Origin of the sequence: Pseudomonas sp. B40(2017) (genome assembly GCF_002112855.1) — a bacterium.
Lineage (GTDB): Bacteria > Pseudomonadota > Gammaproteobacteria > Pseudomonadales > Pseudomonadaceae > Aquipseudomonas > Aquipseudomonas pharyngis.
The window spans coordinates 131,005-157,295 of sequence record NZ_NEIT01000002.1 but is presented as its reverse complement, the minus strand read 5'-3'; the positions used below and the strand labels follow the sequence as shown (position 1 = coordinate 157,295).

Annotated in this window: 20 protein-coding genes and 1 pseudogene; 11 read left to right on the top strand and 10 right to left on the bottom strand. The window is 61.9% G+C overall.

Annotated features, from left to right (window positions below; genetic code table 11):
- Nucleotides 1–39 precede the first annotated feature (39 nt).
- The 6 genes from CAF76_RS04315 to CAF76_RS04290 form a co-directional block, all read right to left on the bottom strand.
- On the bottom strand, nt 40–303 hold the full coding sequence (locus CAF76_RS04315) for a hypothetical protein (RefSeq protein ID WP_039767996.1): 264 nt from the start codon (nt 301–303) through the stop codon (nt 40–42).
- Between the two features lie 358 nt (nt 304–661).
- Nucleotides 662–1,825, bottom strand: a complete 1,164-nt coding sequence (locus CAF76_RS04310) for a gamma-butyrobetaine dioxygenase (protein ID WP_085646931.1) — start codon at nt 1,823–1,825, stop codon at nt 662–664.
- 24 nt (nt 1,826–1,849) lie between these two features.
- Nucleotides 1,850–2,326 (bottom strand): thioesterase family protein, encoded by a 477-nt coding sequence (locus CAF76_RS04305; protein WP_085646930.1) that lies wholly within the window; start codon nt 2,324–2,326, stop codon nt 1,850–1,852.
- A gap of 125 nt (nt 2,327–2,451) precedes the next feature.
- A complete protein-coding gene (locus tag CAF76_RS04300; protein ID WP_085646929.1) occupies nt 2,452–3,417 on the bottom strand; it encodes an L-carnitine dehydrogenase in 966 nt (321 codons plus the stop codon).
- A gap of 70 nt (nt 3,418–3,487) precedes the next feature.
- Nucleotides 3,488–4,375, bottom strand: coding sequence for a 3-keto-5-aminohexanoate cleavage protein (locus CAF76_RS04295; protein WP_011336296.1), 888 nt, complete (start codon nt 4,373–4,375; stop codon nt 3,488–3,490).
- 75 nt (nt 4,376–4,450) lie between these two features.
- Nucleotides 4,451–5,395, bottom strand: a complete 945-nt coding sequence (locus CAF76_RS04290; RefSeq protein ID WP_085646928.1) for a choline ABC transporter substrate-binding protein — start codon at nt 5,393–5,395, stop codon at nt 4,451–4,453.
- A gap of 193 nt (nt 5,396–5,588) precedes the next feature.
- Between CAF76_RS04290 and CAF76_RS04285 the strand changes: the two genes are divergently transcribed.
- Together CAF76_RS04285 and CAF76_RS04280 are read left to right on the top strand one after the other, a co-directional pair.
- On the top strand, nt 5,589–6,533 hold the full coding sequence (locus CAF76_RS04285) for a GlxA family transcriptional regulator (protein WP_085646927.1): 945 nt from the start codon (nt 5,589–5,591) through the stop codon (nt 6,531–6,533).
- Between the two features lie 68 nt (nt 6,534–6,601).
- Nucleotides 6,602–7,774: an AAA family ATPase gene (locus tag CAF76_RS04280; RefSeq protein ID WP_085646926.1), complete on the top strand. Its 1,173-nt coding sequence runs from the start codon at nt 6,602–6,604 to the stop codon at nt 7,772–7,774.
- Here the strand turns inward: CAF76_RS04280 and CAF76_RS04275 are convergent, their stop codons facing one another.
- The 3 genes and pseudogenes from CAF76_RS04275 to CAF76_RS04265 form a co-directional block, all read right to left on the bottom strand.
- The gene (locus tag CAF76_RS04275; protein WP_085646925.1) at nt 7,775–8,191 is read right to left on the bottom strand and encodes a DUF3010 family protein; all 417 of its coding nucleotides are present in this window, start codon (nt 8,189–8,191) and stop codon (nt 7,775–7,777) included. It abuts the gene before it with no gap.
- 32 nt (nt 8,192–8,223) lie between these two features.
- Nucleotides 8,224–8,442, bottom strand: a pseudogene (locus CAF76_RS04270) (helix-turn-helix domain-containing protein); the annotation flags it as partial.
- A 16-nt stretch (nt 8,443–8,458) separates the two neighbouring features.
- Nucleotides 8,459–8,860 carry a lysozyme inhibitor LprI family protein gene (locus CAF76_RS04265; RefSeq protein WP_064599962.1) on the bottom strand — a complete coding sequence of 134 codons (402 nt, stop codon included), beginning with the start codon at nt 8,858–8,860 and terminating at the stop codon, nt 8,459–8,461.
- 234 nt (nt 8,861–9,094) lie between these two features.
- On the opposite strand from CAF76_RS04265, the gene CAF76_RS04260 reads away from it, so the two are divergent.
- From CAF76_RS04260 to CAF76_RS04220, 9 genes are all read left to right on the top strand, one after another.
- Complete coding sequence (locus CAF76_RS04260) at nt 9,095–10,072, top strand: dipeptidase (RefSeq protein WP_039768004.1); 978 nt, start codon at nt 9,095–9,097, stop codon at nt 10,070–10,072.
- Between the two features lie 77 nt (nt 10,073–10,149).
- Complete coding sequence (locus tag CAF76_RS04255) at nt 10,150–10,680, top strand: DUF5943 domain-containing protein (RefSeq protein ID WP_085646923.1); 531 nt, start codon at nt 10,150–10,152, stop codon at nt 10,678–10,680.
- 15 nt (nt 10,681–10,695) lie between these two features.
- Complete coding sequence (dgcA, locus tag CAF76_RS04250; protein WP_064599960.1) at nt 10,696–12,756, top strand: dimethylglycine demethylation protein DgcA; 2,061 nt, start codon at nt 10,696–10,698, stop codon at nt 12,754–12,756.
- Between the two features lie 168 nt (nt 12,757–12,924).
- Nucleotides 12,925–14,874 carry a dimethylglycine demethylation protein DgcB gene (gene dgcB / locus CAF76_RS04245; protein ID WP_085646922.1) on the top strand — a complete coding sequence of 650 codons (1,950 nt, stop codon included), beginning with the start codon at nt 12,925–12,927 and terminating at the stop codon, nt 14,872–14,874.
- Nucleotides 14,874–16,094 carry an electron transfer flavoprotein subunit alpha/FixB family protein gene (locus CAF76_RS04240; protein WP_007959785.1) on the top strand — a complete coding sequence of 407 codons (1,221 nt, stop codon included), beginning with the start codon at nt 14,874–14,876 and terminating at the stop codon, nt 16,092–16,094. The genes dgcB and CAF76_RS04240 overlap by 1 nt, the downstream gene beginning before the upstream one ends.
- 9 nt (nt 16,095–16,103) lie before the next feature.
- The gene (locus tag CAF76_RS04235; protein WP_011336286.1) at nt 16,104–16,874 is read left to right on the top strand and encodes an electron transfer flavoprotein subunit beta; all 771 of its coding nucleotides are present in this window, start codon (nt 16,104–16,106) and stop codon (nt 16,872–16,874) included.
- Between the two features lie 1,211 nt (nt 16,875–18,085).
- Entirely contained in the window at nt 18,086–21,538 is a 3,453-nt protein-coding gene (locus CAF76_RS04230; protein ID WP_085646921.1) for a GMC family oxidoreductase N-terminal domain-containing protein, read from the top strand.
- Nucleotides 21,539–21,677: 139 nt separating this feature from the next.
- Nucleotides 21,678–23,546, top strand: a complete 1,869-nt coding sequence (locus CAF76_RS04225; RefSeq protein WP_085646920.1) for a hypothetical protein — start codon at nt 21,678–21,680, stop codon at nt 23,544–23,546.
- 25 nt (nt 23,547–23,571) lie between these two features.
- Nucleotides 23,572–24,816, top strand: a complete 1,245-nt coding sequence (locus CAF76_RS04220) for a metallophosphoesterase (protein WP_085646919.1) — start codon at nt 23,572–23,574, stop codon at nt 24,814–24,816.
- Nucleotides 24,817–24,922: 106 nt separating this feature from the next.
- Here the strand turns inward: CAF76_RS04220 and gbcA are convergent, their stop codons facing one another.
- Nucleotides 24,923–26,215 carry a glycine-betaine demethylase subunit GbcA gene (gene gbcA / locus CAF76_RS04215; protein ID WP_039768012.1) on the bottom strand — a complete coding sequence of 431 codons (1,293 nt, stop codon included), beginning with the start codon at nt 26,213–26,215 and terminating at the stop codon, nt 24,923–24,925.
- Nucleotides 26,216–26,291 lie beyond the last annotated feature (76 nt).

Here is a 26,291-nt window from a genome sequence, read left to right as displayed (position 1 = left end):
ATTCCAATGTGGGAGCGAGCCTGCTCGCGAATGAATTTTTCAGGCGCTATGGGTTTGTTGGTATTGCGCCAATGCCGGCAACAATTGTTTGTCGATGGCCTGACGCACTGCAGGCTGGATGCTGGCGCCGCTGGTGTACATGTCCTTGACCATCTTGCGCAGTTCAAAGGCGCGAACGTTATCCAGACCACGCACCGCATACTCACAGGCCTGCTCGGCAGTTGAACCGCTCGGCACTTGAAAACCCAACGACTTGAGTTGGCCCAACAGGTCTTCCTGATCGATCAAATCGGCATACATCATGACGCGAATCCTTCTTCGGCAACGGAGGTCGTGGCTCGATTCTGGTAGGCCTGCCCAGGCACGGCAAGGGCGATTTGTCGCAGTGGCCGCGACGGCTATGAACAGGTCGTTTTCGGCTAACTCGCCGTCAAGGGGAGTCGGCACACTGGCCTCAGCTCGCTTCACGAAGGTTTGGTCACCCTCGCCACGGCAGCTCCTCAACAGTACCCTCGCCCCGATCCTGTCACGGCTTGTATCGGGGCTTTTTTTGCCTGTGTGTCAGGTAAATCGAGGTGCATTCATCGCCAGCAGGCTGGCTCCCACATTGAAATGCGCTCTTTGTGGGAGCCAGCCTGCTGGCGATGAACGATGACGCGGTCTAGCGCTGCAACACCAGAATCCGCGACAGCAATTCATCCCGGTCGATGTAGCAGCCCTGAAAATGCCGGGTCCCGGTGGCCGGGTCGAACGCATTGCGCGCGTGCAAAGTGCGGCGGTTGTCGAAGCACCACAACTCGCCCGGATTGAGCCGCTGCACCACCCGAAAGCGTGGCTCGCGGGTCATGGCGATGAAGCGCCGATAAGCGCGATACAGCAGGGGCATCTGCTCCACGGACGTGTCGAACGCGCCGCGCAGGAAGTTGGCCATGCGGATTTCCGCGACCCGGCCCAAGGCATCCAGGGCGATGATCGGTGCGAGGCAGCGATAGTCGCTGTGGCGGTCCTTGTTGCGAAACTCCACCGGGATTTCGCACAGCGCCTGAAACGACGCGGGATCTTCCTGGCGCAACGCTTCGGCAATCGCAAAACCGTCGACGAAAATGCTCTCGCCACCCTCGGCGTCGTTCACCAGGCAATGCAGAAATTGCAGGCCCGGTTGCAGCTCGCGGGTCGGCAGGTCGGTGTGCAATGGCAGGTTGAAAGCGGTGTAGGCATTGCTGTCGGCGTCGGCCTTGGATTGCACGTTGAACAGCACGCCGAAGTTGCTCTCGCGGATGAACGAAATGCGCTGGGCGACCAGCTTCAGCGAACCGGGTTCGGTGGGTACGCCGCGCACTTGGGTCAGGCCGATGTCGCGTACCGCCAGCAACCATTGCAGCAGTGCGGCGTTGTCGTTCATCAGCGCCGCATAGTCGAACACCGGCAACTGCAAATCGCTGCGCCACAGGAAGGGTTTCGGCCTGGAGGCGAGGCGTTCGGTGCGCGATTCATCATCGTAGGCGTGGGCGCGCAACCAGCCGGCATCGAAGCGGCTGAGGTGGCCGTCCTGCCAGTCGATACGCAGGCAGCCATCGGTGTCGATGTGCACCGCGGATGGCGTCAGGTCGGGAGCCGCATCGATGATCTCGAACACCTGCTCACGGGTGACGCTGTAGACGCAGTGCGGACACGGACAGTTGTCACGCAGCCACACGTGGTGAAACGGGCTGACGCGCCCGTCGGCCCATTCAATCAGGACGCGATCCGCCAGGTTCTGCACGCCGTTCAGCGCGCTGATCAACGGATAAGTACGGAAATCGGCAACGGCAACGGCGGTTTGCATGGCGGCTCCTTGTGATGGATGGGGTTACCGGGCTGGGGGCAGGGCGATGACCCGGCCGATGTAAGCCGGGGCGGGCAGGTCGGCCTGCTCGGCGACGATGGCTTGCAGGCTGCCCAGGGTGTCCGGGGTAAACGGCGCGGAACGCGGCCCGGCCAGGTCGACGTGCAGCAGCATCTGTTCGTTGCCGGCAAGCTCCTTGTCACCGCCGGCCAGATGCAGGCTGTGATAGAGGTGCAGGCGTTTCTGGTCGTGACCGATGATCTGCGTGCGCACTTCGACTTCGGCATCGAGCTTCACTTCGTGCAGGTAGTTGAGGTGCAGTTCTAGGGTGAACAGCGAGTGGCCGCTGGCTTCGCGGTTGTTGCTGTCCATACCGAGGCGATCCATCAGAGCGTCAGTGGCGTAGCTGAAAATCAGCAGATAAAAGGCGTCGCGCAGGTGGCCGTTGTAGTCGACCCAGTCGGGGATGATGCGGGTTTGGTAGGTGGTGAGGGTGGGCATGGTGGCTGATCCAGAGCAATGGGTGATTGGGCTATCGTCATCCCGAGCAGGCTCGCTCCCACGGGTGACTGCATTCCAAATGTGGGAGCGAGCCTGCTCGCGATGGGGCCAGTCCTGCTGGCCGGTTACTCGCTGAAACTCATCCCATGCTTCTCTTTGGTGGTCTTCACCGCCTCAAGCACCGCCAGCAAGCAATCATCACGATAGCGCTCCAGCGCCGAAATACTGTGCCGGCCCAGTTGATCGCTGGTGCCGTCCACCACATCGTCGATCAACTTGTCGGTCAGTTCCGGTGCCGGCAGGTATGTCCATGGCAACTGCAGCGCCGGGCCGAACTGCGACATGAAGTGGCGCATGCCGGCATCGCCACCGGCCAGGGTGTAGGTCAAGAACGTGCCCATGAACGACCAGCGCAGACCGGCGCCAAAGCGGATCGCATCGTCGATTTCACCGGTGGTCGCCACCCCGTCGTTGACCAGGTGCAGCGCCTCGCGCCACAGCGCTTCGAGCAGGCGGTCGGCGATGAACCCCGGGACTTCCTTGCGCACATGCAGCGGGCGCATGCCGAGGGATTCGTAGACTTTCATCGCCGCCTGAATCGCTTGCGGCGCGGTGTTCTTGCCACCGACCACTTCCACCAGCGGCAGCAGGTAGACCGGGTTGAACGGGTGACCGACCACGCAGCGTTCCGGGTGGGTCGAGCTCTCGTAGAACTCACTTGGCAACAGGCCGGAAGTGCTGGAACCGATCAACGCATTCGGCTTGGCCGCCGCGCTGATTTTGCTGTGCAGATCCAGTTTCAGTTCGAGGCGTTCCGGGGCGCTTTCCTGGATGAAATCCGCATCGCGCACGCACTCTTCAATGGTCGCCACAAAGCGCAGGCGATCCTGCGAAGCGCCTGGCGCCAGACCGTTTTTCTCCAGCGCGCCCCAGGCATTGGCCACGCGTTTGCGCAGCGCCGCTTCGGCACCCGGCGCCGGATCCCAGGCCACCACGTCGAGGCCGTGGGCGAGGGCGCGGGCGACCCAGCCGCTGCCGATGACGCCGCTGCCCAGTGCTGCGAAGGTTTTGATATCGGTGATAAAGCTCATGGTCACTTCCTGGAATGAGGCAAAAAAACGGTGGGCGTCAATGGCCCGCCCACCGGGGGAAAGGGTGATTTCAGCCGCGCTGGGTCAGGCCCATCTTCTTGCGACCTTCAGCCGGGGTCAGCACGCGGGCGCCGAGGCGGCTGAGGATTTCGCTGGCGCGTTCGACCAGTTGGCCGTTGGTCGCCAGCACGCCTTTGTCCAGCCACAGGTTGTCTTCCAGACCGACCCGCACGTTGCCGCCGAGCAGCACCGCTTGCGCGGCCATCGGCATCTGCATCCGGCCGATGCCGAACCCGGCCCACACCGCGTCGGCGGGCAGGTTGTCGACCATGGCTTTCATGGTGGTGGTGTCGGCCGGCGCGCCCCACGGGATGCCCAGGCACAGCTGGAACAGCGGGTTGTCGAGCAGGCCTTCCTTGATCATCTGTTTGGCGAACCACAGGTGACCGGTGTCGAAAATCTCCAGCTCCGCCTTAACGCCCAGTTCGGTGATGCGCTTGGCGCCAGCCCGCAGTTGGGCCGGAGTGGAGACGTAAATGGTGTCGCCGTCGCCGAAGTTCAGGGTGCCGCAATCCAGGGTGCAGATTTCCGGCAGCAGTTCTTCGACGTGGGCCAGACGGGTCAGCGGGCCGACCAGATCGGTGTTCGGGCCGAACTCCATCGGGTTCTCGCCCGGGCCGATTTCCAGGTCACCGCCCATGCCGGCGGTGAGGTTGACGATGATGTCGACGTCGGCTTCGCGGATGCGCTCCATGACTTCGCGGTACAGCGCCACGTCACGGCTGAACTTGCCGGTCTGCGGGTCACGAACGTGGCAGTGCACGACCGTGGCGCCGGCCTTGGCCGCTTCTACTGCGGCAGCGGCGATCTGTTTCGGGGTGACCGGCACGTGTGGGCTTTTGGCGGTCGTGTCGCCAGCACCGGTGAGTGCGCAGGTGATGATGACGTCGTGATTCATGGTGCGTTTTCCTTCAGGCGTGATGGGTCTGTTCGCAGCCCGTGGCGGGCTGCGAAGTGGTTCATTCGTTGCGGTTTATTTGCTGGTGAGCTGGAGGTTTTCAGCCGCCGGTTTGCCATCGAAAGTGGTAACGCCTTCGAGCCAGCGCTGTTTGTCCTGCGGGTGATCCTTGAGCCATTGTTTGGCCGATTCGAAAGCGTCCTTGTGATCGAGCAGCGGCTGCATCATCCGGCTCTCGTCTTCGGTGGTGAACGTCAGGTTGCTCAGCAGGCGGCTGACGTTCGGGCATTGTTCGGCGTATTTCGGTGCGGTGACGGTCCACACGGTGGCCATGCCTTCGTTCGGGCCGAGGGCGTCGTCGCTGCCGGTCAGATAGGTCATCTGCACGTTGACGTTCATCGGGTGCGGCGCCCAGCCGAAGAACACCACGGCTTCCTTGCGGCGCACGGCGCGATCGACGGCGGCGAGCATGCCGGCCTCGCTCGACTCCACGAGCTGGAACTTGCCGAGGCCAAACTGGTTCTTGGCGATCATCGCCTTGATCTGGGTGTTGGCGCCCGAGCCTGGCTCGATGCCGTAGATCTTGCCGCCCAGCTCTTTCTCGAACTTGGCGATGTCGGCAAAGGTTTTCAGGCCCTTGTCTGCCAGATAAGTCGGCACGGCGAGGGTGGCGCGGGCGTCCTTGAGACTTGGCGCTTCAAGCACCTTGACCTGGTTGGCCTCGACGAACGGGGTGATGGTCTGGGTCATCAACGGGTTCCAGTAGCCGAGGAACAGATCCAGACGCTGGTCGCGGATGCCGGCGAAGACGATCTGCTGGGAGGCGCTGGTCTGTTTGGTGCTGTAGCCGAGGCCGTCGAGTAGAACCTGGGCCATGGCGCTGGTGGCGATCACGTCGGTCCAGTTCACCACGCCCATGCGCACGTTCTGACACGATGCGGAATCGGCCGCCATGACACTGGCGCTTAAAAACGCGGTACCGCTGAGTGCGAGAACACAGCTGCTGATCAGTCGTTTCATGTCGGGTTCCTCGGCAGGTCGTTATTGTGGGTTCCGGTGTCTGATGCGCCGGTGATGCTCAAATTACGCAGCAATGCCCCCGTAAAAGCGCACTGCGGCGACCAGCTCTTGCACTGCAGCGACCTGTGCTCTTGAATGCCGCCGACAACTGGCGTATCAACGTTGCACGCTACCCGCTGACCGAGTGCGCGCCATGTCCCAGGATTTCTACTTTCTGTTGATGCCGGGTTTTTCCGCCATCGGTTTCATCTCTGCGATCGAACCGCTGCGGGTGGCCAACCGCTTTCGCGGCGAGCTGTACCGCTGGCACGTCTTGAGCGCCGATGGCGGGGCGGTGCTGGCGAGTAACGGGATGTCGGTCAACGCCGATGCGGCGCTGGAGTCACTGAAGAAAGGGGCGACGCTGCTGGTGGTCGCCGGTTTTGAACCGCTGAAGTTCGCCACCCCGGCGCTGGAGCACTGGCTGCGACGGCTGGACAACGAAGGCGTGACCCTCGGCGCCATCGACACTGGCAGCTTCGTCCTCGCCGAGGCCGGCCTGCTCGATGGCCATCGCCTGACCCTGCACTGGGAGGCCATCGACGCCTTCAAGGAATCTTATCCACAGCTCAGCGTCACCCAGGAGCTGTTCGAGATCGACCGTCGGCGCATCACGTCGGCCGGCGGCACCGCGTCCATCGACCTGATGCTCGACCTGATCGCCCAGGCCCACGGCCCGCAACTGGCGATCCAGGTCAGCGAGCAGTTTGTATTGGGGCGGATTCGTCCGCGCAAGGACCACCAGCGCATGGAGGTCGCCACGCGCTACGGCATCAGCAACAAGAAGCTGGTGCATGTCATCGGCGAGATGGAGCAGCACAGCGAGCCGCCGCTGACAACTTTGGAACTGGCGGAATCGATCAAGGTGACCCGGCGGCAACTGGAGCGGTTGTTCCGTCTGCACCTGAACGACACACCGAGCAATTTCTATCTGCGCCTAAGGCTGGAAAAGGCCCGGCAGCTGTTGCGCCAGACCGACATGAGCGTGCTGGAAGTCAGCATCGCCTGCGGGTTTGAATCCCCGTCGTATTTCACCCGCAGCTACCGGGCGAAGTTTGCACGGTGTCCACGGGAGGATCGGCGACGGGAGGCCGTTTGACGGACGATTATAGTTAATTATACTTTTAGGTATAAATTACAGTCGTTTGAATAATTGAGTGTAAAACCATGTCCCGAAACAACGGCTTCGTTTTCCGCCGCCCCGCTCTGGCCCGCAGCGTTGCCGATGGTCTGGTGGGTGCAGGTCTGCAGGATTTCACCTCCGGTCTTTTTCTGGCAGCGCCGCGCCGCACCGGCAAAAGTACTTTTCTGAGAGAGGACCTGATCCCGGAATGTCAGGCCCGAGGCTGGCTGACGGTTTACGTCGACCTGTGGGCCGACAAGGAAAAAGACCCTGCTGACTTGATCGCCAGCGCCATTGCAGGCGCGTTGGTCCCCTTTGAAAAGGGCATCCGCAAACTGGCAAAGAATATCGGCATCGAAAAGCTCAGCTTTCTGCGTACCTTGTCCTGGGATTTCACCAAGCCGCAACTGCCGGCCGGCGCGACCCTGACGCAAGCGCTGGAACTGCTCCACAGCGCCGCCGAAAAAACCGTAGTGCTGGTGATCGACGAGGCCCAGCACGCACTCACCACAGCAGCGGGCATCAACGCGATGTTTGCCCTGAAGGCTGCACGGGATCAGCTCAATCAGGGACGTGATGGCGAGGGTAGCGGTTTGCATCTGGTGTTCACCGGTTCCAATCGCGACAAACTCGCCCACCTGATACTGGGCAAGAGCCAACCGTTTTTCGGCTCGAGCATCACGCCCTTTCCATTGTTGGGGAAAGAGTTCACCCAGGCGTACACCTCGCACCTCAACGCCCATCTGGCCGAGACCAACCAGTTCAGTGCTGCCGATATCGACGACGCCTTCGAGTTGGTGGGGCGGCGCCCGGAGATGTTGCGCACCATCATTGGTGAAGTGGCATTGGAGTTGGGCGAGGCCAGCAATCTGGGGCAGTTGCTGCAGAGCCGTGCCGAATTGTTGCGCGCAGGCGTGTGGACCGAGTTCGAAAGCGCCTGGAACGCTCTGACCATCCCTCAGCGCGCCGTGCTGGAGGTGATGGTGGAGCGCTCACAGAACAACGAGCCTTTTGCACCGTTCACTGACAGCACACTCATGGCAGTCGGCAAGGCACTGGAAAACATGGGCAGCGACGTGGTGCCGGGCACCCAGACCATTCAGGCCTGCATCGATGCCCTGCGCGACAAGGAGCTGGTGTGGAAGTCGAGCCGTGGTGGCTATGCGCTGGAAGACAAGTCATTCGGCGACTGGCTGAGCGCGCGTAAAGCGCGCTAGTTACTTCTTCACCAATGCCGAGCACGCTGCCTTGTAGGCTTCATGCTGATACTTGTTCAGCGTGCCCGGCAGCTCGAAATTGTGCTTCTTGGCCTGGGCATTGATCGTCTGCGGCGACAGCAGCGTCACCTCGCAACCGTCCAGCAACTGAAACACGGCCTCGATCTTGAACGTGGTCGGCCCACCGGCAAACTCGCCCTTCTTGCTGCGCTTCTTTATCGCGATGCGATCGATGGAATTCTCGCGTACGAACGACGCCACCTGCGCGGCGAACAGTTTGACGTTGGCCGCCTCGTCGTCATCGTCCAGGGCGATTTTCTTGGTGCTCAGAGCCACATGGCTCAGCCCCGAACCATCGAGGGACGCCACGGCGATGATCGCTTCACTGCCTTTGATTTCGATACCGCAGATATTCATGTGAATCCCTTGATTGGCTGAAGAGGTGCAGCTTACAGCTCAAGCTGGTTGGCAGTGATACCAAACGCCGCTGCAATCTTCTCGCGAGTGGCCTTGCGCGGCTTCGCAACGGTTTCCTGCTGGGCAAAAGCCGGCTGCGAAATGCCCATTCGCCGAGCCACTTCTTCCTGGGTCAGGTTGAGATGTTCGCGCCAAGCGCGAACCGGGAGGGCGCCGTCAACGATGCGGCTAACGACTTCGTGCGGAATCATGCTTTCCATCTTCGACTCACTCCTGTCCGATCGACTCCAAAAACTCCGACCGCTCGTCACTCATCCGCGCCACGCAATCATTCTGCGCAATCTTGAACGCCTTGCTGCCGTCCGTCGCCGGGAAGGCTTCGACGGCGCAGTCGGCGTCGCGGGTCTTGAGCCATTGTTGCTGGGCGGTCTTGAGTTTGGCGGTGATGTCCGCCAGTTGCGCCGGGTTCTTGCCGTAGGCTGTCTGCATGCGTTCGTTGAGGCTGGCGTAGTTGTCCTTGAGCAGGTCTTCGGCGGTGGTGCGGCTGTAGGCCGAGCATTCCAGGGTCTGGATGTCGTTTTCCACCGCGTCGCACGGGTTGTTGTCGGACTCTTCGGCGGCGTGTACGCCGGTCGCAATCAGGGCCAGGGCCAGGAAGATCGATTTCATTGATGTCGCCGCTCTAATCCAGTGGTGTTTCCGGGATGCGGCAGATTCTGGCTCAAGCTCGCGGGCTTGAACAGGTGGCCGGTCGGACCGGTTGGCGACCCTTTGTCGCGGATTGACGCTTTCGGCAATTCCCCTGTCGTTTTTGCACCCGGCTGGTCGCGCACCGAGGCATATGCTGGCCCCAAAGCGCCGGCAGACGATTCGGCGCATGAATCGCCAATAAGGGGACGCCTGATGAGCCCAGCCGAATTACACGCCGACAGCATCGTTATCGACGGTCTGATCATTGCCAAATGGAACCGCGAGCTGTTCGAAGACATGCGCAAGGGCGGTCTGACGGCGGCCAACTGCACCGTGTCGGTGTGGGAGGGCTTTCAGGCCACGGTCAACAACATCGCCGCCAGCCAGAAACTGATTCGCGAAAACAGCGACCTGGTGATCCCCGTCCGCACCACCGCCGACATCCGCAAGGCCAAGGAGCAGGGCAAGACCGGCATCCTCTTCGGCTTCCAGAACGCCCACGCGTTCGAAGACCAGATCGGCTATGTCGAGGTGTTCAAGCAGCTCGGCGTCGGCATCGTGCAGATGTGCTACAACACCCAGAACCTGGTGGGCACCGGTTGCTACGAACGTGACGGCGGCCTGTCGGGTTTCGGTCGCGAAATCGTCGCCGAGATGAACCGTGTCGGCGTCATGTGCGACCTGTCCCACGTCGGCTCCAAGACCTCCGAGGAAGTCATCCTCGAATCGAAAAAACCGGTCTGCTATTCCCACTGCCTGCCGTCGGGGCTGAAAGAGCACCCGCGCAACAAATCCGATGAAGAGCTTAAGTTTATTGCTGACCACGGCGGTTTCGTCGGCGTGACCATGTTCGCGCCGTTCCTGGCCAAGGGCATCGATTCGACCATCGACGACTACGCCGAAGCCATCGAATACACCATGAACCTGGTCGGCGAAGACGCCATCGGCATCGGCACCGACTTCACCCAGGGTCACGGCCAGGACTTCTTCGAATACCTGACCCACGACAAGGGCTACGCCCGCCGTCTGACCAACTTCGGCAAGATCATCAACCCGCTGGGCATCCGCACCGTCGGCGAGTTCCCGAACCTGACCGAAACCCTGCTCAAGCGCGGCCACTCCGAGCGCGTGGTACGCAAGATCATGGGCGAAAACTGGGTGAACGTCCTGAAAGACGTCTGGGGCGAATAAGCCGCCGCTTCCCGAATACTTTCCCCCGGCCGTCCGCGCCGGGGGCAACACCAAAATTTTTCTGGAGTTAAGTTTCCATGGCCAAGATCGCCCCGCAATTGCCAATCGAAGTCGACAGCGAGACCGGTGTCTGGACCTCCGACGCCCTGCCAATGCTGTACGTGCCGCGCCATTTCTTCGTCAACAACCACATGGGCATCGAGGAAGTGCTGGGCGCTGACGCCTATGCCGAAATCCTCTACAAGGCTGGCTACAAGTCCGCCTGGCATTGGTGTGAAAAAGAAGCCGAGTGCCACGGCCTGGAAGGCGTCGCGGTGTTCGAACACTACATGAAGCGCCTGTCGCAGCGCGGCTGGGGCCTGTTCAAGATCCAGGACATCGACCTCGACAACGGCACCGCCAGCGTCAAGCTCGAACACTCGGCGTTCGTCTACGTCTACGGCAAGGTCGGGCGCAAGGTCGACTACATGTTCACCGGCTGGTTTGCCGGTGCCATGGACCAGATCCTCGCCGCGCGCGGCAGCCAGATCCGCACCGTGGCCGAGCAGGTTTACGGTGGCTCCGAAGAAGGCCACGACGACGGCCTGTTCACCGTCAAGCCGTTGTAAGTCGAGGAACCCGCCATGGCTTTCGAAGCAATGTTCCAGCCGATCCAGATCGGCAAACTGACCATCCGCAACCGCGTGCTCAGCACCGCGCACGCCGAGGTCTACGCGACCGACGGCGGCATGACCACCGAGCGGTACGTCAAGTATTACGAAGAGAAAGCCAAGGGCGGCATCGGCCTGGCGATCTGTGGCGGTTCGTCCGTGGTGGCGATCGACAGCCCGCAGCAATGGTGGAGTTCGGTGAACCTGTCCACCGACCGGATCATCCCGCACTTCCAGAATCTCGCCGACGCCATGCACAAGCATGGCGCCAAGATCATGATCCAGATTACCCACATGGGCCGTCGCTCCCGTTGGGACGGCTTCCACTGGCCGACCCTGATGTCGCCGTCGGGCATCCGCGAACCGGTGCACCGCGCCACCTGCAAGACCATCGAGCCGGAAGAAATCTGGCGGGTGATCGGCAACTACGCGCAAGCCGCGCGCCGCGCCAAGGCCGGTGGCCTGGACGGGGTCGAACTGTCGGCCGTGCACCAGCACATGATCGATCAGTTCTGGAGCCCGCGCGTCAACAAGCGGACCGACGAATGGGGCGGCACTTTCGAGGGCCGGATGAAGTTCGGTCTGGAAGTCTTGAAAGCCGTGCGTGCCGAAGTCGGTGACGACTTCTGCGTCGGCATGCGCATCTGCGGTGACGAGTTCCACCCGGACGGTCTGTCCCACGAAGACATGAAGCAGATCGCCAAGTATTACGACGACACCGGCATGCTCGATTTCATCGGCGTCGTCGGCTCGGGTTGCGATACCCACAACACCCTGGCCAACGTGATTCCGAACATGAGTTATCCGCCGGAGCCGTTCCTGCACCTGGCGGCCGGGATCAAGGAAGTGGTCAAGGTTCCGGTGCTCCACGCGCAGAACATCAAGGACCCGAACCAGGCCACGCGGATTCTGGAGGGCGGTTACGTCGACATGGTCGGCATGACCCGCGCCCACATCGCCGACCCGCACCTGATCGCCAAGATCAAGATGGGCCAGGTCGACCAGATCAAACAGTGCGTCGGCGCCAACTATTGCATCGACCGTCAGTACCAGGGTCTGGACGTGCTGTGCATCCAGAACGCCGCGACCTCCCGTGAATACATGGGCGTGCCGCACATCATCGAGAAATCCACCGGGCCGAAACGCAAGGTGGTGATCGTCGGTGCCGGCCCGGCGGGGATGGAAGCTGCCCGTGTGGCGGCCGAGCGTGGCCACGATGTGACCCTGTTCGAGAAGAAGGAATTCATCGGCGGGCAGATCACTACCGCCTCGAAAGCGCCGCAGCGTGACCAGATCGCCGGTATCACCCGCTGGTTCCAGCTGGAATTGGCGCGCCTGAAAGTTGATCTGCGCCTGGGCACTGCTGCGGATGCCGACACCATCATGGACTTGCGTCCGGACATCGTGGTGCTGGCCGTTGGTGGGCATCCGTACCTGGAACAGAACGAACACTGGGGCGCCGCCGAAGGGCTGGTGGTCAGCAGTTGGGACGTGCTCGACGGCAAGGTTGCGCCGGGCAAGAACGTGCTGGTCTACGACACCATTTGCGAGTTCACCGGGATGTCGGTGGCCGACTTCCTCGCCGACAAGGGCAGCCAGGTCGAGATCGTCACCGACGACATCAAGCCGGGCGTGGCCATCGGCGGTACGTCGTTCCCGACCTACTACCGCAGCATGTACCCGAAAGAAGTGATCATGACCGGCGACATGATGCTGGAGAAGGTCTACCGCGAAGGCGACAAGCTCGTCGCGGTGCTGGAGAACGAATACACCGGCGCCAAAGAGGAGCGGGTGGTGGATCAGGTGGTCGTCGAGAACGGCGTGCGCCCGGACGAGGAAATCTACTACGCCCTCAAGGACGGCTCGCGCAACAAGGGCCAGATCGACGTCGAGGCGCTGTTCGCGATCCAGCCGCAACCTTCGTTGAGCAGCACCGGCGACGGTTACTTGCTGTTCCGCATCGGTGACTGCGTGGCGCAGCGTAATACCCACGCCGCCATCTACGACGCCCTGCGCCTCTGCAAGGATTTCTAACGGCTTGTGGATAACCCTGTGGGAGCGAGCCTGCTCGCGATGAACGATAACGCGGTTGCCTGAGGCACCGCGGCGCCTGAATCGCGAGCAGGCTCGCTCCCACAGGTATCGGGCAAGGCCTCCAGGTAGTTTGGCCTGCAAGACCCTGCGGTCTTTGGGAGCTTCACCATGTTGAACACCCTTCTTCCAATCCTGTTGTTCGCAGCCCTGGCCCTTGCGGTGCTGGGGGCGTTGCGGCGGGTGGCCATGTGGCGCCGGGGCCGGGCCTCGAAGGTCGATCTGATCGGCGGCCTGTTCGCCATGCCCAAGCGTTACATGGTCGATCTGCACCACGTGGTGGCGCGGGACAAATACATCGCCAACACCCACGTCGCCACGGCGGGCGGTGCGGTGGCGTCGATCGTGCTGGCGATTCTGGTGCACGGTTTCGGCCTGCATAACCGCATTCTCGGCTACGCGTTGCTGCTGATGACGGCGGTGATGTTCGTCGGGGCGGTCTTCGTTTATCGGCGCCGGCTCAACCCGCCGGCGCGGCTGTCGAAAGGCCCGTGGATGCGCCTGCCGAAAAGCCTGCTGGCGTTCTCGGCCTCGTTCTTCCTGGTGACCTTGCCGGTGGCCGGGATCCTGCCGGAGAACTTCGGTGGCTGGGTGCTCGCAGCGATTCTCGGCATCGGTGTGTTGTGGGGCGTGTCGGAACTGTTCTTCGGCATGACCTGGGGCGGCCCGATGAAACACGCCTTCGCCGGTGCGTTGCACCTGGCCTGGCACCGTCGCGCCGAACGTTTTGGCGGCGGTCGTTCGACCGGTTTGAAACCGCTGGACCTGAATGATCCGACCGCGCCGCTGGGCGTGGAGAAACCCAAGGATTTCACCTGGAACCAATTGCTCGGTTTCGACGCCTGCGTGCAGTGCGGCAAGTGCGAAGCGGCGTGCCCGGCGTTCGCCGCCGGCCAGCCGTTGAACCCGAAAAAACTGATTCAGGACATGGTCGTCGGCCTTGCTGGCGGCACCGATGCCAAGTTTGCCGGCAGCCCGTATCCGGGCAAACCGGTGGGCGAACACAGCGGCAATCCGCATCAACCGATCGTCAACGGTCTGGTCGACGCCGAAACCCTGTGGTCGTGCACCACCTGCCGCGCCTGCGTCGAGGAATGCCCGATGATGATCGAGCACGTCGATGCCATCGTCGACATGCGCCGCCACCTGACCCTGGAAAAAGGCGCGACCCCGAACAAGGGCGCCGAAGTCCTGGAAAACCTGATTGCCACCGACAACCCTGGCGGTTTTGCCCCGGGCGGACGGATGAACTGGGCGGCCGACCTGAACCTCAACCTGCTCAGCGAGAAGAAGTCCATCGACGTGCTGTTCTGGGTCGGCGACGGTGCCTTCGACATGCGCAACCAGCGCACTCTGCGTGCGTTCGTCAAAGTGCTGAAAGCGGCCAAGGTCGACTTCGCGGTGCTCGGTCTGGAGGAACGCGACAGCGGCGACGTGGCTCGACGTCTGGGTGATGAAGCGACTTTCCAGTTGCTCGCCAAACGCAATATCCAGACCCTGGCCAAATACAGCTTCAACCGCATCGTCACCTGCGATCCGCACAGCTTCCACGTGTTGAAAAACGAGTACGGCGCGTTCGATGGCAACTACCTCGTGCAGCACCACAGCACTTATCTGGCGGAAATCATTCAGGCCGGCGCGCTGAACCTCGGTCAGCACAAAGGCAACAGCGTGACCTATCACGATCCGTGCTACCTCGGCCGCTACAACGGCGAGTACGAAGCGCCGCGCGAAGTGCTGCGCGCCCTCGGCATCGAGATCAAGGAAATGCAACGTTCCGGCTTCCGTTCACGCTGCTGCGGCGGCGGTGGCGGGGCGCCGATCACTGACATTCCGGGCAAGCAGCGGATCCCCGACATGCGCATGGAAGACATTCGCGAGACCGGTGCCGAACTGGTGGCCGTGGGTTGTCCACAGTGCACGGCGATGCTCGAAGGCGTGGTCGAACCGCGCCCGCTGATCAAGGACATCGCCGAACTGGTGGCCGACGCGCTGCTCGAAGACGCCGCGCCGAACAAGCCCGCCACCCCGGCCAAACGTGAACCTGCGGAGGCCCACTGATGAGCGACATTATCCGCCGCGACCCCCGCGCCGAATGGATCGCACGCAACCGCCTGCACCCGCTGCACGCGGCCATGCAACCGGCGCAACACAGCTGGATGGGCCCCAACGGGATCATCCGCAAGAACCTGCACGGCATCGGCTTCATCGGACCGAACGGCATCAAGCGCATCGACCGCAGCGGCGCCCAGCAGGGCGGGGCGGTCAAACGTTCGGCCGCGGTCGAAGTGCAATTGCCGCTGCATCAGGTGCCGGCCCCGGCGTTCTATATCAGCGTGGTGCCGGACATGGTCGGCGGCCGCTTGAGCAGTCACGACCGTGACCTGCTTGGTTTGGCTCATCAGCTGGCCGGCAGCGACGGCGCGGTGCTGGCCGTGGTGTTCGGTGAGCACAAGGAAAACGCTTTCGCCACCGCAGGCGTTGACCGCTTGCTGGTGCTGGAAGGCGAAGAATTCAGCGGTTATGCACCGGAGCAACGGATCCAGGGCCTGCGGGCTGTGGATAACCAGTTCAACCCGCGTCACTGGCTGCTGCCGGACAGCCGCAGCGGTGGCGGCGAACTCGGGCGGCGCTTTGCTGCCGCACTGGGTGAACGCCCGGCGACACGGGTGTGGCAGGTCAAGGATCAGGAGTGCATCGGCCGCGCCGGTGCCGGTCTGCAGGATCTGGCCCGCCCGGTGGCGCGGTTGATTCTGGCGTCCGCCGAATGTGCCGAACCGGTCAGCGAAACCCGTCACGAAGCGCTGCCGGTGGAGTTATCCACACCCGTCGCGCGCAGCCTGTCGCGGATCGAGGATCTGGGCGCGGTGGCGGTGGATCCGGCAGCGATTCCGATGGCCGAAGCCGAGTTCATCTTCTCAGGTGGTAACGGGGTCAAGGACTGGGAGCTTTTCCACAGGACCGCCGCCGCTCTCGGCGCCACCGAAGGCGCCTCGCGGGTGGCAGTGGACGACGGCTTCATGGCCCGCGACCGCCAGGTCGGTGCGTCCGGCACCTGGGTTACGGCGCGGGTTTACGTGGCCGTGGGGATTTCCGGGGCGATCCAGCACCTGCAGGGCATCGGTGCCTGCGACAAAGTGGTGGCGATCAACCTCGATCCGGGTTGCGACATGATCAAGCGTGCCGACCTGTCGGTGATCGGCGAAAGCGCGGAAATTCTTCAGGCCTTGATCGCGGCGGTAGAGGCCTATCGCAACGAAGCCAAGCGCGATGCGGCTTAAGGAACGGTTATGAGCACAAAGATCATCAGTCTGGTTTCAATCGGCGCCCACCCGACCTCCGGCCGCCCTCGCCGCGCCGATCAGGACGCTCGCGCGGTAGAACTCGGCCTGCAACTGGCGGGGGATAACCTGCAAGTGCTGCACGCCGGCGACATCGCGGAACCGGCGCTGCGCGCCTATCTGGGCATGGGGCTTGCGCAGATGCATGTGCTGGAACAACCGGCGGGCGCCGATGCGCTGCCGGCGTTGACCGACTATCTGCGTGATGCTGGCGCCCAGGTCGTATTGACCGGCAGTCAGGCGGAAACCGGAGAAGGTTCGGGGATGCTGCCGTTTCTGCTGGCCGAAGGACTGGGCTGGCCGCTGGTGGTGGGTCTGGCGCAGGTCGAGTCGATCAACGACGGCTCGGCGCTGGTGCTGCAAGCGTTGCCTCGCGGGCAGCGGCGCCGGTTGAAGGTGCGCCTGCCGTTTCTGGCGACTGTGGATAACGCTGCGCCCAAGCCTCGGCAGAGTGCTTACGGTCCGGCGCGGCGTGGTGTTCTTCAGGCGAAAGACGTGGAAGTGGTGGATGACGAACTGCTCGCGGTGGCGACCCTGCAACCGGCCAAGCCCCGGCCGAAACGGTTGAAGGTGATCAAGGCCAAGAGCGGGGCGGACCGGATGAAGGCGGCGACGGCCAAGGCCAGTGGCGGTGGTGGGCAAGTGCTTAAGGGCGTGACGGCGCAGGCTGGTGCGGAAGCGATTTTGAAGTTGCTGATTGAAGAGGGTGTTGTCCGCTAGAAGCCCCCTCACCCTAGCCCTCTCCCGGGGGGAGAGGGGACTGACCGAGAAGTATTGGCCATTTACATCGACCTGCGACCCGGCGGTGACCTTGGTTCGCCAAGCATTAACCACTTGATATGGCGTTAGCTTGATTAAACCTGAGGTCGCGGTAAACGCTCAGGTCGATGTATCCCGCGAGATCACCACCGTAGGCTCCCTCTCCCTTCGGGAGAGGGCTGGGGTGAGGGCAGCGGCCCTCCATAATCTGTTAATTACCCCCAATCTCTGTTGGCGGATCTGTGGATAACGTGTTCGCCCCTCCCTGCACCCCACGCCAATCAAGCTCTCCAGCCCTCAGATCAAAAAATAACCAGTCTAACTAGCGGTTTTTTCTGAGTTTTTCTCCAGAACAACTCCCGGACTTGCCCCCAATCTCTGTTGGCGCTTCTGTGGATAAGATGTTCGCTATCCGCTAAGAGCCAGATAAACCGTGGCTTACAAGGATCTGATCAAAAAACGTTCAATTCAGCTTTTTAAACCACCGATCCTCACGCAAACCCCGATTTATCAACGCCCCCAGCGCTTTTCCACAGCATCCGCCAAGTTACCCCCGAACTCTGTTGGCGCTTCTGTGGATAAGGTGTTCGCCATCCTCTGTAAGCCACGTAATCCGTGCCATGTAGCGACTTGATCAAAAAACAGTCAATCGCTTAGGGAAACCCTGCTTCTGGATAAGTCACGGTTTTTCTTCACAAAACCGCGATTATTTTTCCAGATCATCCACAGTTGTCCCCAGTAGCTGTGGGTGGCTATGTGGATAACTTGTTCGCCAAACCCTGCAACCCCCGGCGGGCTTAGTCCAAAAGGCAATTGATCAGATTTCATACAGTTCTAAAAGGCTGCCTTGACTTCGATCCGGCGCCTGTCTTCACTGCAATGGCACAAGGACAGCTGTCACTTATCCACATCTGGTTCAGGGAGAACGCGTGATGGATACCCGGCCCCACCGCTTACCCCTCAATCCCTGCATGCTCCGTGCTCTGCCGGCACCTTCGCCGCGCAAGCGCACGTTGCGTCGTGCCGCCAATCAGCACGCCCGTCTGTAGCGCCTGATTCCTGCCCAAACCGCTGTACTGCCGTCGGGATTACCCGAAGGCCAGGTGCCCGTTCGCCCATCGATTGCAGGCAACCGCAGAGTTGCCCCATCTGCCTGAGAGAGGAACCACCTCATGACACGGATCGCAACGCCCATCAGCGAAATCAAGGAACACTACGACGTGATCGTCATCGGCTCCGGGTACGGCGGCGGCATTGCCGCGTCGCGCCTGTCCCGAGCCGGTAAAAGGGTCTGTCTGCTGGAACGCGGTCGGGAGATCCAGCCCGGCGAATACCCCAACACCATGATCGCCGCGACCGAAGAATTGCAGGTGCACGACCCGGACGGCCACATCGGCTCGCGTACCGGGTTGTTCGACCTGCACGTCAACGCGCAGCAGAACGTGGTGGTCGGTTGCGGCCTCGGCGGCACGTCATTGATCAATGCCAACGTTTCCCTGGAGCCGACCGATGAGGTATTCCAGGATCCGCGTTGGCCATTGGCTGTGCGCGAGGACCACGACGGCTTGCTCAAGGCGGGTTACGAAAAAGCCCGGGAGATGCTCAAACCCAATCCCTACCCGAGCACCGCGCCGAACCTGCCGAAACTCGATGCCAACAAAAAATCGGCAGACTTCCTCAAGCAAGGCGCGCACTTTTACAAGCCGCCGATCAACGTGACCTTCGACAAACTGCCGAACAACCTCAACCACGTCGGCGTCGAGCAACTGCCGTGCAACCACTGTGGCGACTGCGTTTCGGGCTGTAACAACAAGGCCAAGAACACCACGCTGATGAACTACCTGCCGGACGCCACCAATCACGGCGCGGAGATTTTCTGTCAGGCCCAGGTGCGGCATCTGGAGCGGGACGGCAATGGCTGGATCGTGCACTTCCAGTATCTCGACAGCGGCCGCGAGAAGTTCGACGCCCCGACCTTGTTCGTGAAGGCTGACATCGTAGTGGTGTCCGCCGGCACCCTCGGCTCCACTGAAATTCTGCTGCGTTCGCGGGACAAAGGCCTGGCGATGTCCGGCCAGCTCGGCGAGAACATGAGCGGCAACGGCGACATCCTCGGCTTCGGCCACAACTGTGAGCAGACCATCAACGGCATCGGTTTCGGCGCGCATTCGGCCAAGGAACTGCAACCGGTCGGCCCATGCATCACCTCGATCATCGACATGCGCACCGAGGGTGACCGCAGCAGTCGCATGGTCATCGAGGAAGGCTCGATCCCCGGCGCCCTTGGCCGGCCGATGGTGCCGGCGATGGCCGGGTTCGCCGAGATGATCGGCAAGCCCACCGACGACAGCTTCAGTGGCAAGGTGAAGTACAAGGAGCGCGAAGCCGAAAGCTTCCTGCGCGGCCCGTATCACGGCGCGCTGCATAACATGCAGACCTACCTGATCATGAGCCACGACAGCGGCCAGGGACGCATGGTTCTCGACAGCAAGGATCAACTGCGCATCGACTGGCCGGGCGTCGGCGAGCAGGAAAACTTCAAGATCGGCAACCAACGCCTGTACCAGAGCACCAAGGCCCTGGGCGGGATCTGGGTCGAGAATCCGATCTGGACCAAGCTGCTCAAGCACAGCATCGTCTCGGTGCATCCGCTCGGTGGTTGCGTGATGGGTGAAGACGCTGCGCAAGGCGTGGTCAACCACAAGGGCCAGGTGTTCAGCGGTGCCAGTGGCACCGATGTCTACGCCAACCTGTACGTGACCGACGGCGCGGTGATCCCGACGTCACTGGCGGTCAATCCGCTGCTGACCATCTCCGCCGTGAGCGAGCGCAACATGGGCCTGCTGGCGGCAGACCGAGGCTGGACGATCGACTACACGCTGCCGTCGGCGCCGCGCAAACAGACCGCGCCGCCGACCCTTGGCGTGCAGTTCACTGAAACCATGAAAGGCTACTTCTCCCGCGCCTTCACCGCCGCGCAAAGCACCGACCTGAAGGTTTACGAGGCGGCCGCCAAACGCGGCGAGGCGGACAACTCGCCGATCGACTTCACCCTGACCATCACCGCCAACGACCTCAACCGGATGATCAAGGAGCCGGAACACGCCGCGACCATCGTCGGCACGGTGATCGCCCCGGCGCTGTCGCCGCAACCGCTGACCGCCAGCAACGGCGTGTTCAACCTGTTCGAGCAGTTCGAGCAGCAGGTCGATACGCGCCACATGAAGTACGACATGAAACTGACCGCCGAGGACGGCAACGACTACTTCTTCAGCGCCTTCAAGACCGTGCCGGAAGACAACGGCGTGCTGAATATCTGGCACGACACCAGCACCCTCTACGTCACGCTGTATCGCGGGCCGGACAAGACCGGCGAGGTGATCGGCTCCGGGGTGATGCACATCAATCCGACCGACTTCGCCAAGCAGATGACCACCATGAAAGTCCTCAATGCGCGCAACGAGCGTGAGCGCATCGAAGGGCTGGCGCGGTTCGGCAAGTTCTTCGCCGGGATTCTCTGGGAGAGTTACGGTGGGGTGTTCGCCGGTGACAAATACTTCAACCCCGACGCGCCGCCACGGCTGAAACGACCACTGGATGCGCCGACGCCGGCCGTGCATTTCTTCTCCACCGAAGACGGCGTGCAGTTGCGCCTGACCCGCTATCAGGCCGGCAGCAAAGGCCCGGTGATGCTGGTACATGGTCTGGGGGTGGGCTCGAATATCTTCTCGACCGATACGATCCAGACCAACCTGCTCGAGTTTCTGTGCAAGCACGACTACGACGTGTGGCTGCTGGATTTCCGGGTGAGCATCCTGCTGCCGGCAAGCAAGAAAGAATGGAACGGCGACCAGATCGCCCAGTACGACTTCAAGGCCGCCATCGCGCAGATCCAGCAGGAAACCAAAGCCAAGGACGTGCAGTGCGTGGTGCATTGCTATGGCGCGACCACGTTCTTCATGTCATTGCTCGCCGGCTTGCAGGGCGTGCGTTCGGTGGTCTGCTCGCAGATTGCCGCCGACACGGTGGTCGCGACCGCAACGGGGTTGAAGGCCGGTCTGCACTTGCCGGGAATGCTCGACGCGATCGGCATCAAATCCATGACCGCCTACGCCGACAGCAAGGAGAACTGGTTCAACCGGCTCTACGACAAGGCGCTCAACGGCTACGCGCGAATCGAAGCCCAGGGCTATTGCACCAATCCGGTGTGCCACCGCATCACCTTCATGTACGCCTCGCTGTATCGCCACGACACCCTCAATGAAACGCTGCACGACAACCTGCACGAGCTGTTCGGCGAGTCGAACATCGAGACCTTCGAGCACCTGGCGCTGATCGTGCGCAAAGGGCATCTGGTGGATTTCAAAGGGCACGACGTGTACATGCCGCACTTTGATCGGCTGACCATGCCGATCTGCTTCATCAGCGGCGCCGATAACCAGTGTTATCTGCCGGAAAGCACGCTCAAGACCTATCAGCGGGTTTGCGAGAAGCACGGGCCGGAGCGCTACAGCCGGCATGTGGTGCCGGGTTACGGCCACATCGACTGCATGTTCGGCAAGAACGCGGTGGTCGATGTGTATCCGATCATCCTTGAACACCTGGAGAAAACAGCCCTCGGTTGACTTGAACCGAGTCGACTGCAATCGCGAGCAGGCTCGCTCCCACATTGGAATGCGATGCGCATTGGTGGGAGCTGGCCTGCCAGCGATGGCGGCGTATCGGGCGCTATATCTCTCCGGTCTGCACAAGGAAAAGGATGACATGGACAGCTACATCCGCTGGTTTCAACGCTTCATCTGGCTCGGCATTGCGATGAACATGGTGTTCGCGATCCCGGCGCTGTTCGCGCCGGGGTTGCTGACATCGGTGGTCGGCCTGCCGCCGCAACTCTCCGACCCGTGGCTGGAAAACGCCGGGATGCTGCTGGTGGGCATCAGCGTGTTCTACATGCCGTCGGGCTTCAACGCGCCGCGCTATGTGGTGCATTCCTGGCTGTGCGTGCTGACGCGGTTGATCGCCGTGGCGTTCTGGATCTACCTGATCAACACCAGCAGCCAGGGCTCGGTGTTCGTGCCGATGCTGATGGGCGACCTGAGCTTTTTCCTGATCCTCGGCATCCTGCTGTACCTCGGCACCCCTCCTGAAAACCGACCCTTGGCGCTGCTCTGTGACGGCTGGCGCGAATGGCGGGCGGCGTGGGCGCGGCACTGGCAAAGTCATGCGTTCAAGGTCGGCACGCTGGTCGTGGTGGCGCTGCTGGCGTTCATCGGTTACCAGACCTGGTATCAGATGCTGCGCGTGGTGCCAGAGCAGGATTACGCCTCTGACGAAGACCACTACAAATACGCCGCGATTGGCTTGGGCATCGAAGCGCGAATCCCGTATTACCTGTTCTCGGTGCTGCCGCAGATGTGCCCGGAAAAGCTGCCGAAACCCGGTGGCTGGGAAGTCTTCGGTTTCCTGTTCGAGAACGGCAAGGACCTGCCGATCGGCATGGCCAAGCGGCAGATCGGCTACCCGACCGTCGAGCCGAACTGCGCGCTGTGCCACACCGGTTCCTACCGGGCGAATGCCAGCGACGTCGCGGTGAATGTGCCGAGCGCGCCGGCCAACACTCTGCAACTGCAGGCCTTCCAGTGGTTCGCCTACGATTGCGCCAGCGATCCGAAATTCACCACCGACGCGGTGATGGCGGCGATCAACAGCAAGTTCCAGCTCGGCTTTTTCGAGAAGCTCTACAACCGTTACCTGATCATCCCGATGGCGAAGACCGCGCTGCTCAAACAGAAGCAGGCCTACGCCTGGCAGAAGCTGCGCCCGCAACAGGGACCGGGGCGAACCGACACCTTCAACCCGACGAAAATGGTGGTGTTCGGTTTCCCGGATGACTCGACCATCGGCACCGTCGACCTGCCGCAAGTGTGGAACCAGAAACCCCGGGAATCGATGTACCTGCACTGGGACGGCAATAACAACAAGATCCACGAGCGCAACTACGCCGCCGCGATGGCCGTGGGCGCGACGCCGGAGTCAGTGCTGCCGCCGAGCTTCAATCGGGTGACCAACTGGCTGCTCGGGCACAAGGCGCCGGCGTGGCCGTGGGCACTGGATCAGGCCAAGGTCGCTCAGGGCAAACCGGTGTGGGAGGCTAACTGCGCGGGTTGTCACGATTTCGGTCGCGTCGACACCGGGCAGGTGACCACCAATATCGACCAGCTCGGCACCGATCCGCACCGGCTGAACTCGTTCACCACCGGGCTGGTGGCCGCGTTCCACACCTTCAAGAAACCGCCGTTCGATTTCGGCGCCTACCGCAAGACCCAGAGCTACAGCAACACGCCCACCGACGGCATCTGGCTGCGCGCGCCGTATCTGCACAACGGTTCGGTGCCGACCCTGTGGGACTTGCTGCAACCGCCGGAAAAACGTCCACAGGTGTTCATCACCGGCTCCGATGTCTACGACCCGGTCAACGTTGGCTTCGTGACCAGTGGCGCCCAGGCCAAAGCCTCGGCGGATTTCACCTACGACACGCGCCTGGAGGGCAACCACAACAGCGGTCACCTGTACGGCACGACGCTGTCGGACGACGACAAGCGTGCGCTGATCGAATTCATGAAAACCCTGTGAACCCCTACGGATAGAGGATTACGCCATGTCAGCGGTCGGTCATCTGAAACACGAATACGACAAGGTCAAGCTGCGCCTGCACGGCTTGTTCACGCGCATCGAAATGGCCTGGATGAAGCTCATCAGCGAGCTGGAGCCGCAGGAGTTTCAAGCCATCATCAAATTGCTCCAGCGCGGTCACGATCAGGCGCAATACGTGCTCAAGCACGGCGAGTTGCCGACCGACGAGCCGGCCGTGCCGTGGGAGTTGGCCCACGGTTTGTCGATCCTGCGTATCGGCAACGCAACGCCGCTGCCGCAATCGCCCGATCAACTGCAGACCAAGGTGCTCAAGGACGGCACGCTGCTGGGCTGCCGCAAATGGGAGCTGCTGGATCTGCTGTGGAGCGAGGCGCTGCTGAAGTGGATCGAGAACCTGCGCCATCACGCGACCTTCGGCACCGATCCGGCGCTGGTGACCATGGAGCGCGAGGTGACGCTGGCGATTGCCGGCGACTGGGGCACCGGGCCGTTCAACAGCCATGCGCCGGCGGTGTCGGTGGCCAACCAGATGCAACTGGCCAATGCCGATTTCACCATTCACCTGGGGGATGTCTATTACGCCGGCACCCACTCCCAGGAAGACACCGACATGGCCGGCTGGCCGATGGGCACCCACGGTTCGTTCACCCTCAACTCCAATCACGAGATGTACAGCGGCGCCCATGGTTATTTCAAGGAACTGGCCGCGCGTTTTCCAGGGCAGCAGGGCACCAGCTACTTTGCCCTGATCAATGACGACTGGCTGATTGTCGGGCTGGACACGGCGTACGCCTCGGACGTCATGAACCTGTACATGGACGGCACGTTGAACAAGCCGCAGATCGAGTGGATGAAGGGCCTGCCGAAACGCAAGAAACTCATGGTGCTCAGCCACCATCAGGGCTTGGACATCACCGGACACAACAAGACCGCGCTGTATCAACCGGTGTGCGATGCACTGGGGCGCGAGCCGGATTACTGGTACTGGGGGCATCTGCACAATGGCATCGTCTATGCGCCGCAGGGTGGGCTGCACGCGCGCTGTGCCGGGCATGGAGCGATTCCCTACGGCACCACCAGCGAGCTGAACGGGCATTCGCGGGTGCTTTTTTCGGAGACGCAGGATGCCAACGATCCGGACTATCCGCTGCGGGTGTTGAACGGCTACGCGAAGATCAGGTTGGTGGGGGAGGAGATTTTCGAGGAGTTTATTGGTGAGGATGGCTCGGTCAGGTGGTCATCCCAGTGATGTGATGAGAGTGATGACGCCATCGCTAGCAGGCTAGCTCCCACACTGGATCTCCGGTGCACAGAAATCCCCTGTGGGAGCCAGCCTGCTGGCGATGCTTTTGCTTTTAGCCTTGGACCGGCACGCCTTTGAGGTACGGCGCAGGCTCGGCGCCGAGGTTGCTCAGCATCCGCTCGCTGTACCAATCCACGAAGTTGACCACGCCGAACTCATAGGTCTTGGAGTACGGGCCCGGCTGGTACGCCGTGGAGTTGATCCCGCGCTGGTTCTCTTCGGCCAGACGACGGTCCTGATCGTTGGTCGCATCCCACACCTGGCGCATGCGTTCGACGTCGTAGTCCACGCCTTCGACGGCATCCTTGTGCACCAGCCACTTGGTGGTGACCATGGTTTCCTGGGCGCTGATCGGCCACACGGTGAACACGATAATGTGGTCGCCCATGCAGTGGTTCCACGAGTGCGGCAGGTGCAGGATGCGCATCGAGCCCAGATCGGGGTTCTTGATCCGGCCCATCAGCTTGGCGCAGCCCTGTTTGCCGTCCATGGTCATCGATACGGTGCCCTTGAGCAGCGGCATGCGCACGATGCGGTTGCGCAGGCCGAAACTGGCGTGGGCGTAAGGGATTTTCTCGGCTTCCCAGGCAGCGGCGGAGGCGGCGACGTGATCCTTGAACGCCTGATCGGCGCGCGGGTCGGTGACGTCGTCCCATTCCAGCAGGGTTTTCAGCAGTTCAGGGTGGGAGCCGTTGCAGTGGTAGCACTCGCGGTTGTTTTCCAGCACCAGTTTCCAGTTGGCCTTTTCCATCAAGGTGGTTTGCACCGCCACCTTGGTGTTTTCCATGTCGTACGGTTCCATGTAGTGGTTCAGCGTCGACAGGAAGTCATCGATGGCCGGCGGGTTCTCCGCCAGGCTGATGAAGATGTAGCCGCCGGCAGTCTTCACGTTCACCGGTTTGAGGCCGTACTGCTTCATGTCGAAGTCGGCGCCCATCTCGGTGCCGGCGAACAGCAGGCGGCCGTCCAGCTCATACGTCCACTGGTGGTAATGGCAGACCAGTTTGGCGACCTTGCCCTTGTCGCTGGTGCACAGGCGCGAGCCACGGTGGCGGCAGACGTTGTGGAACGCATGCACCACGCCTTCGGCGCCACGAATGACGATGATCGGGTTCTTGCCAATCTGCAGGGTGATGTAGTTGCCCTTGGCCGGGATTTCGCAGGTCATGCCGGCGATCAGCCACTCCTTCTGGAAGATCTCCTGCATGTCGATATCGAACAGCCGCTCGTCACTGTAGAACGGCTGCGGCAGCGAATAGGTGCGCTCGCGTTCCTGCAGCATTTGTGCGGTGGCCTTGCGTGCGGGTTCCAGCGGGTCGCCCAGGCTGATTTTTGCGGTGTCCATCGATGAATTCCTCAAGGCCATCTGCGTGGCCGCGAAAGTGGCTGATCAGGGTTGCAGCGCAAGGTGTAAAGAATCT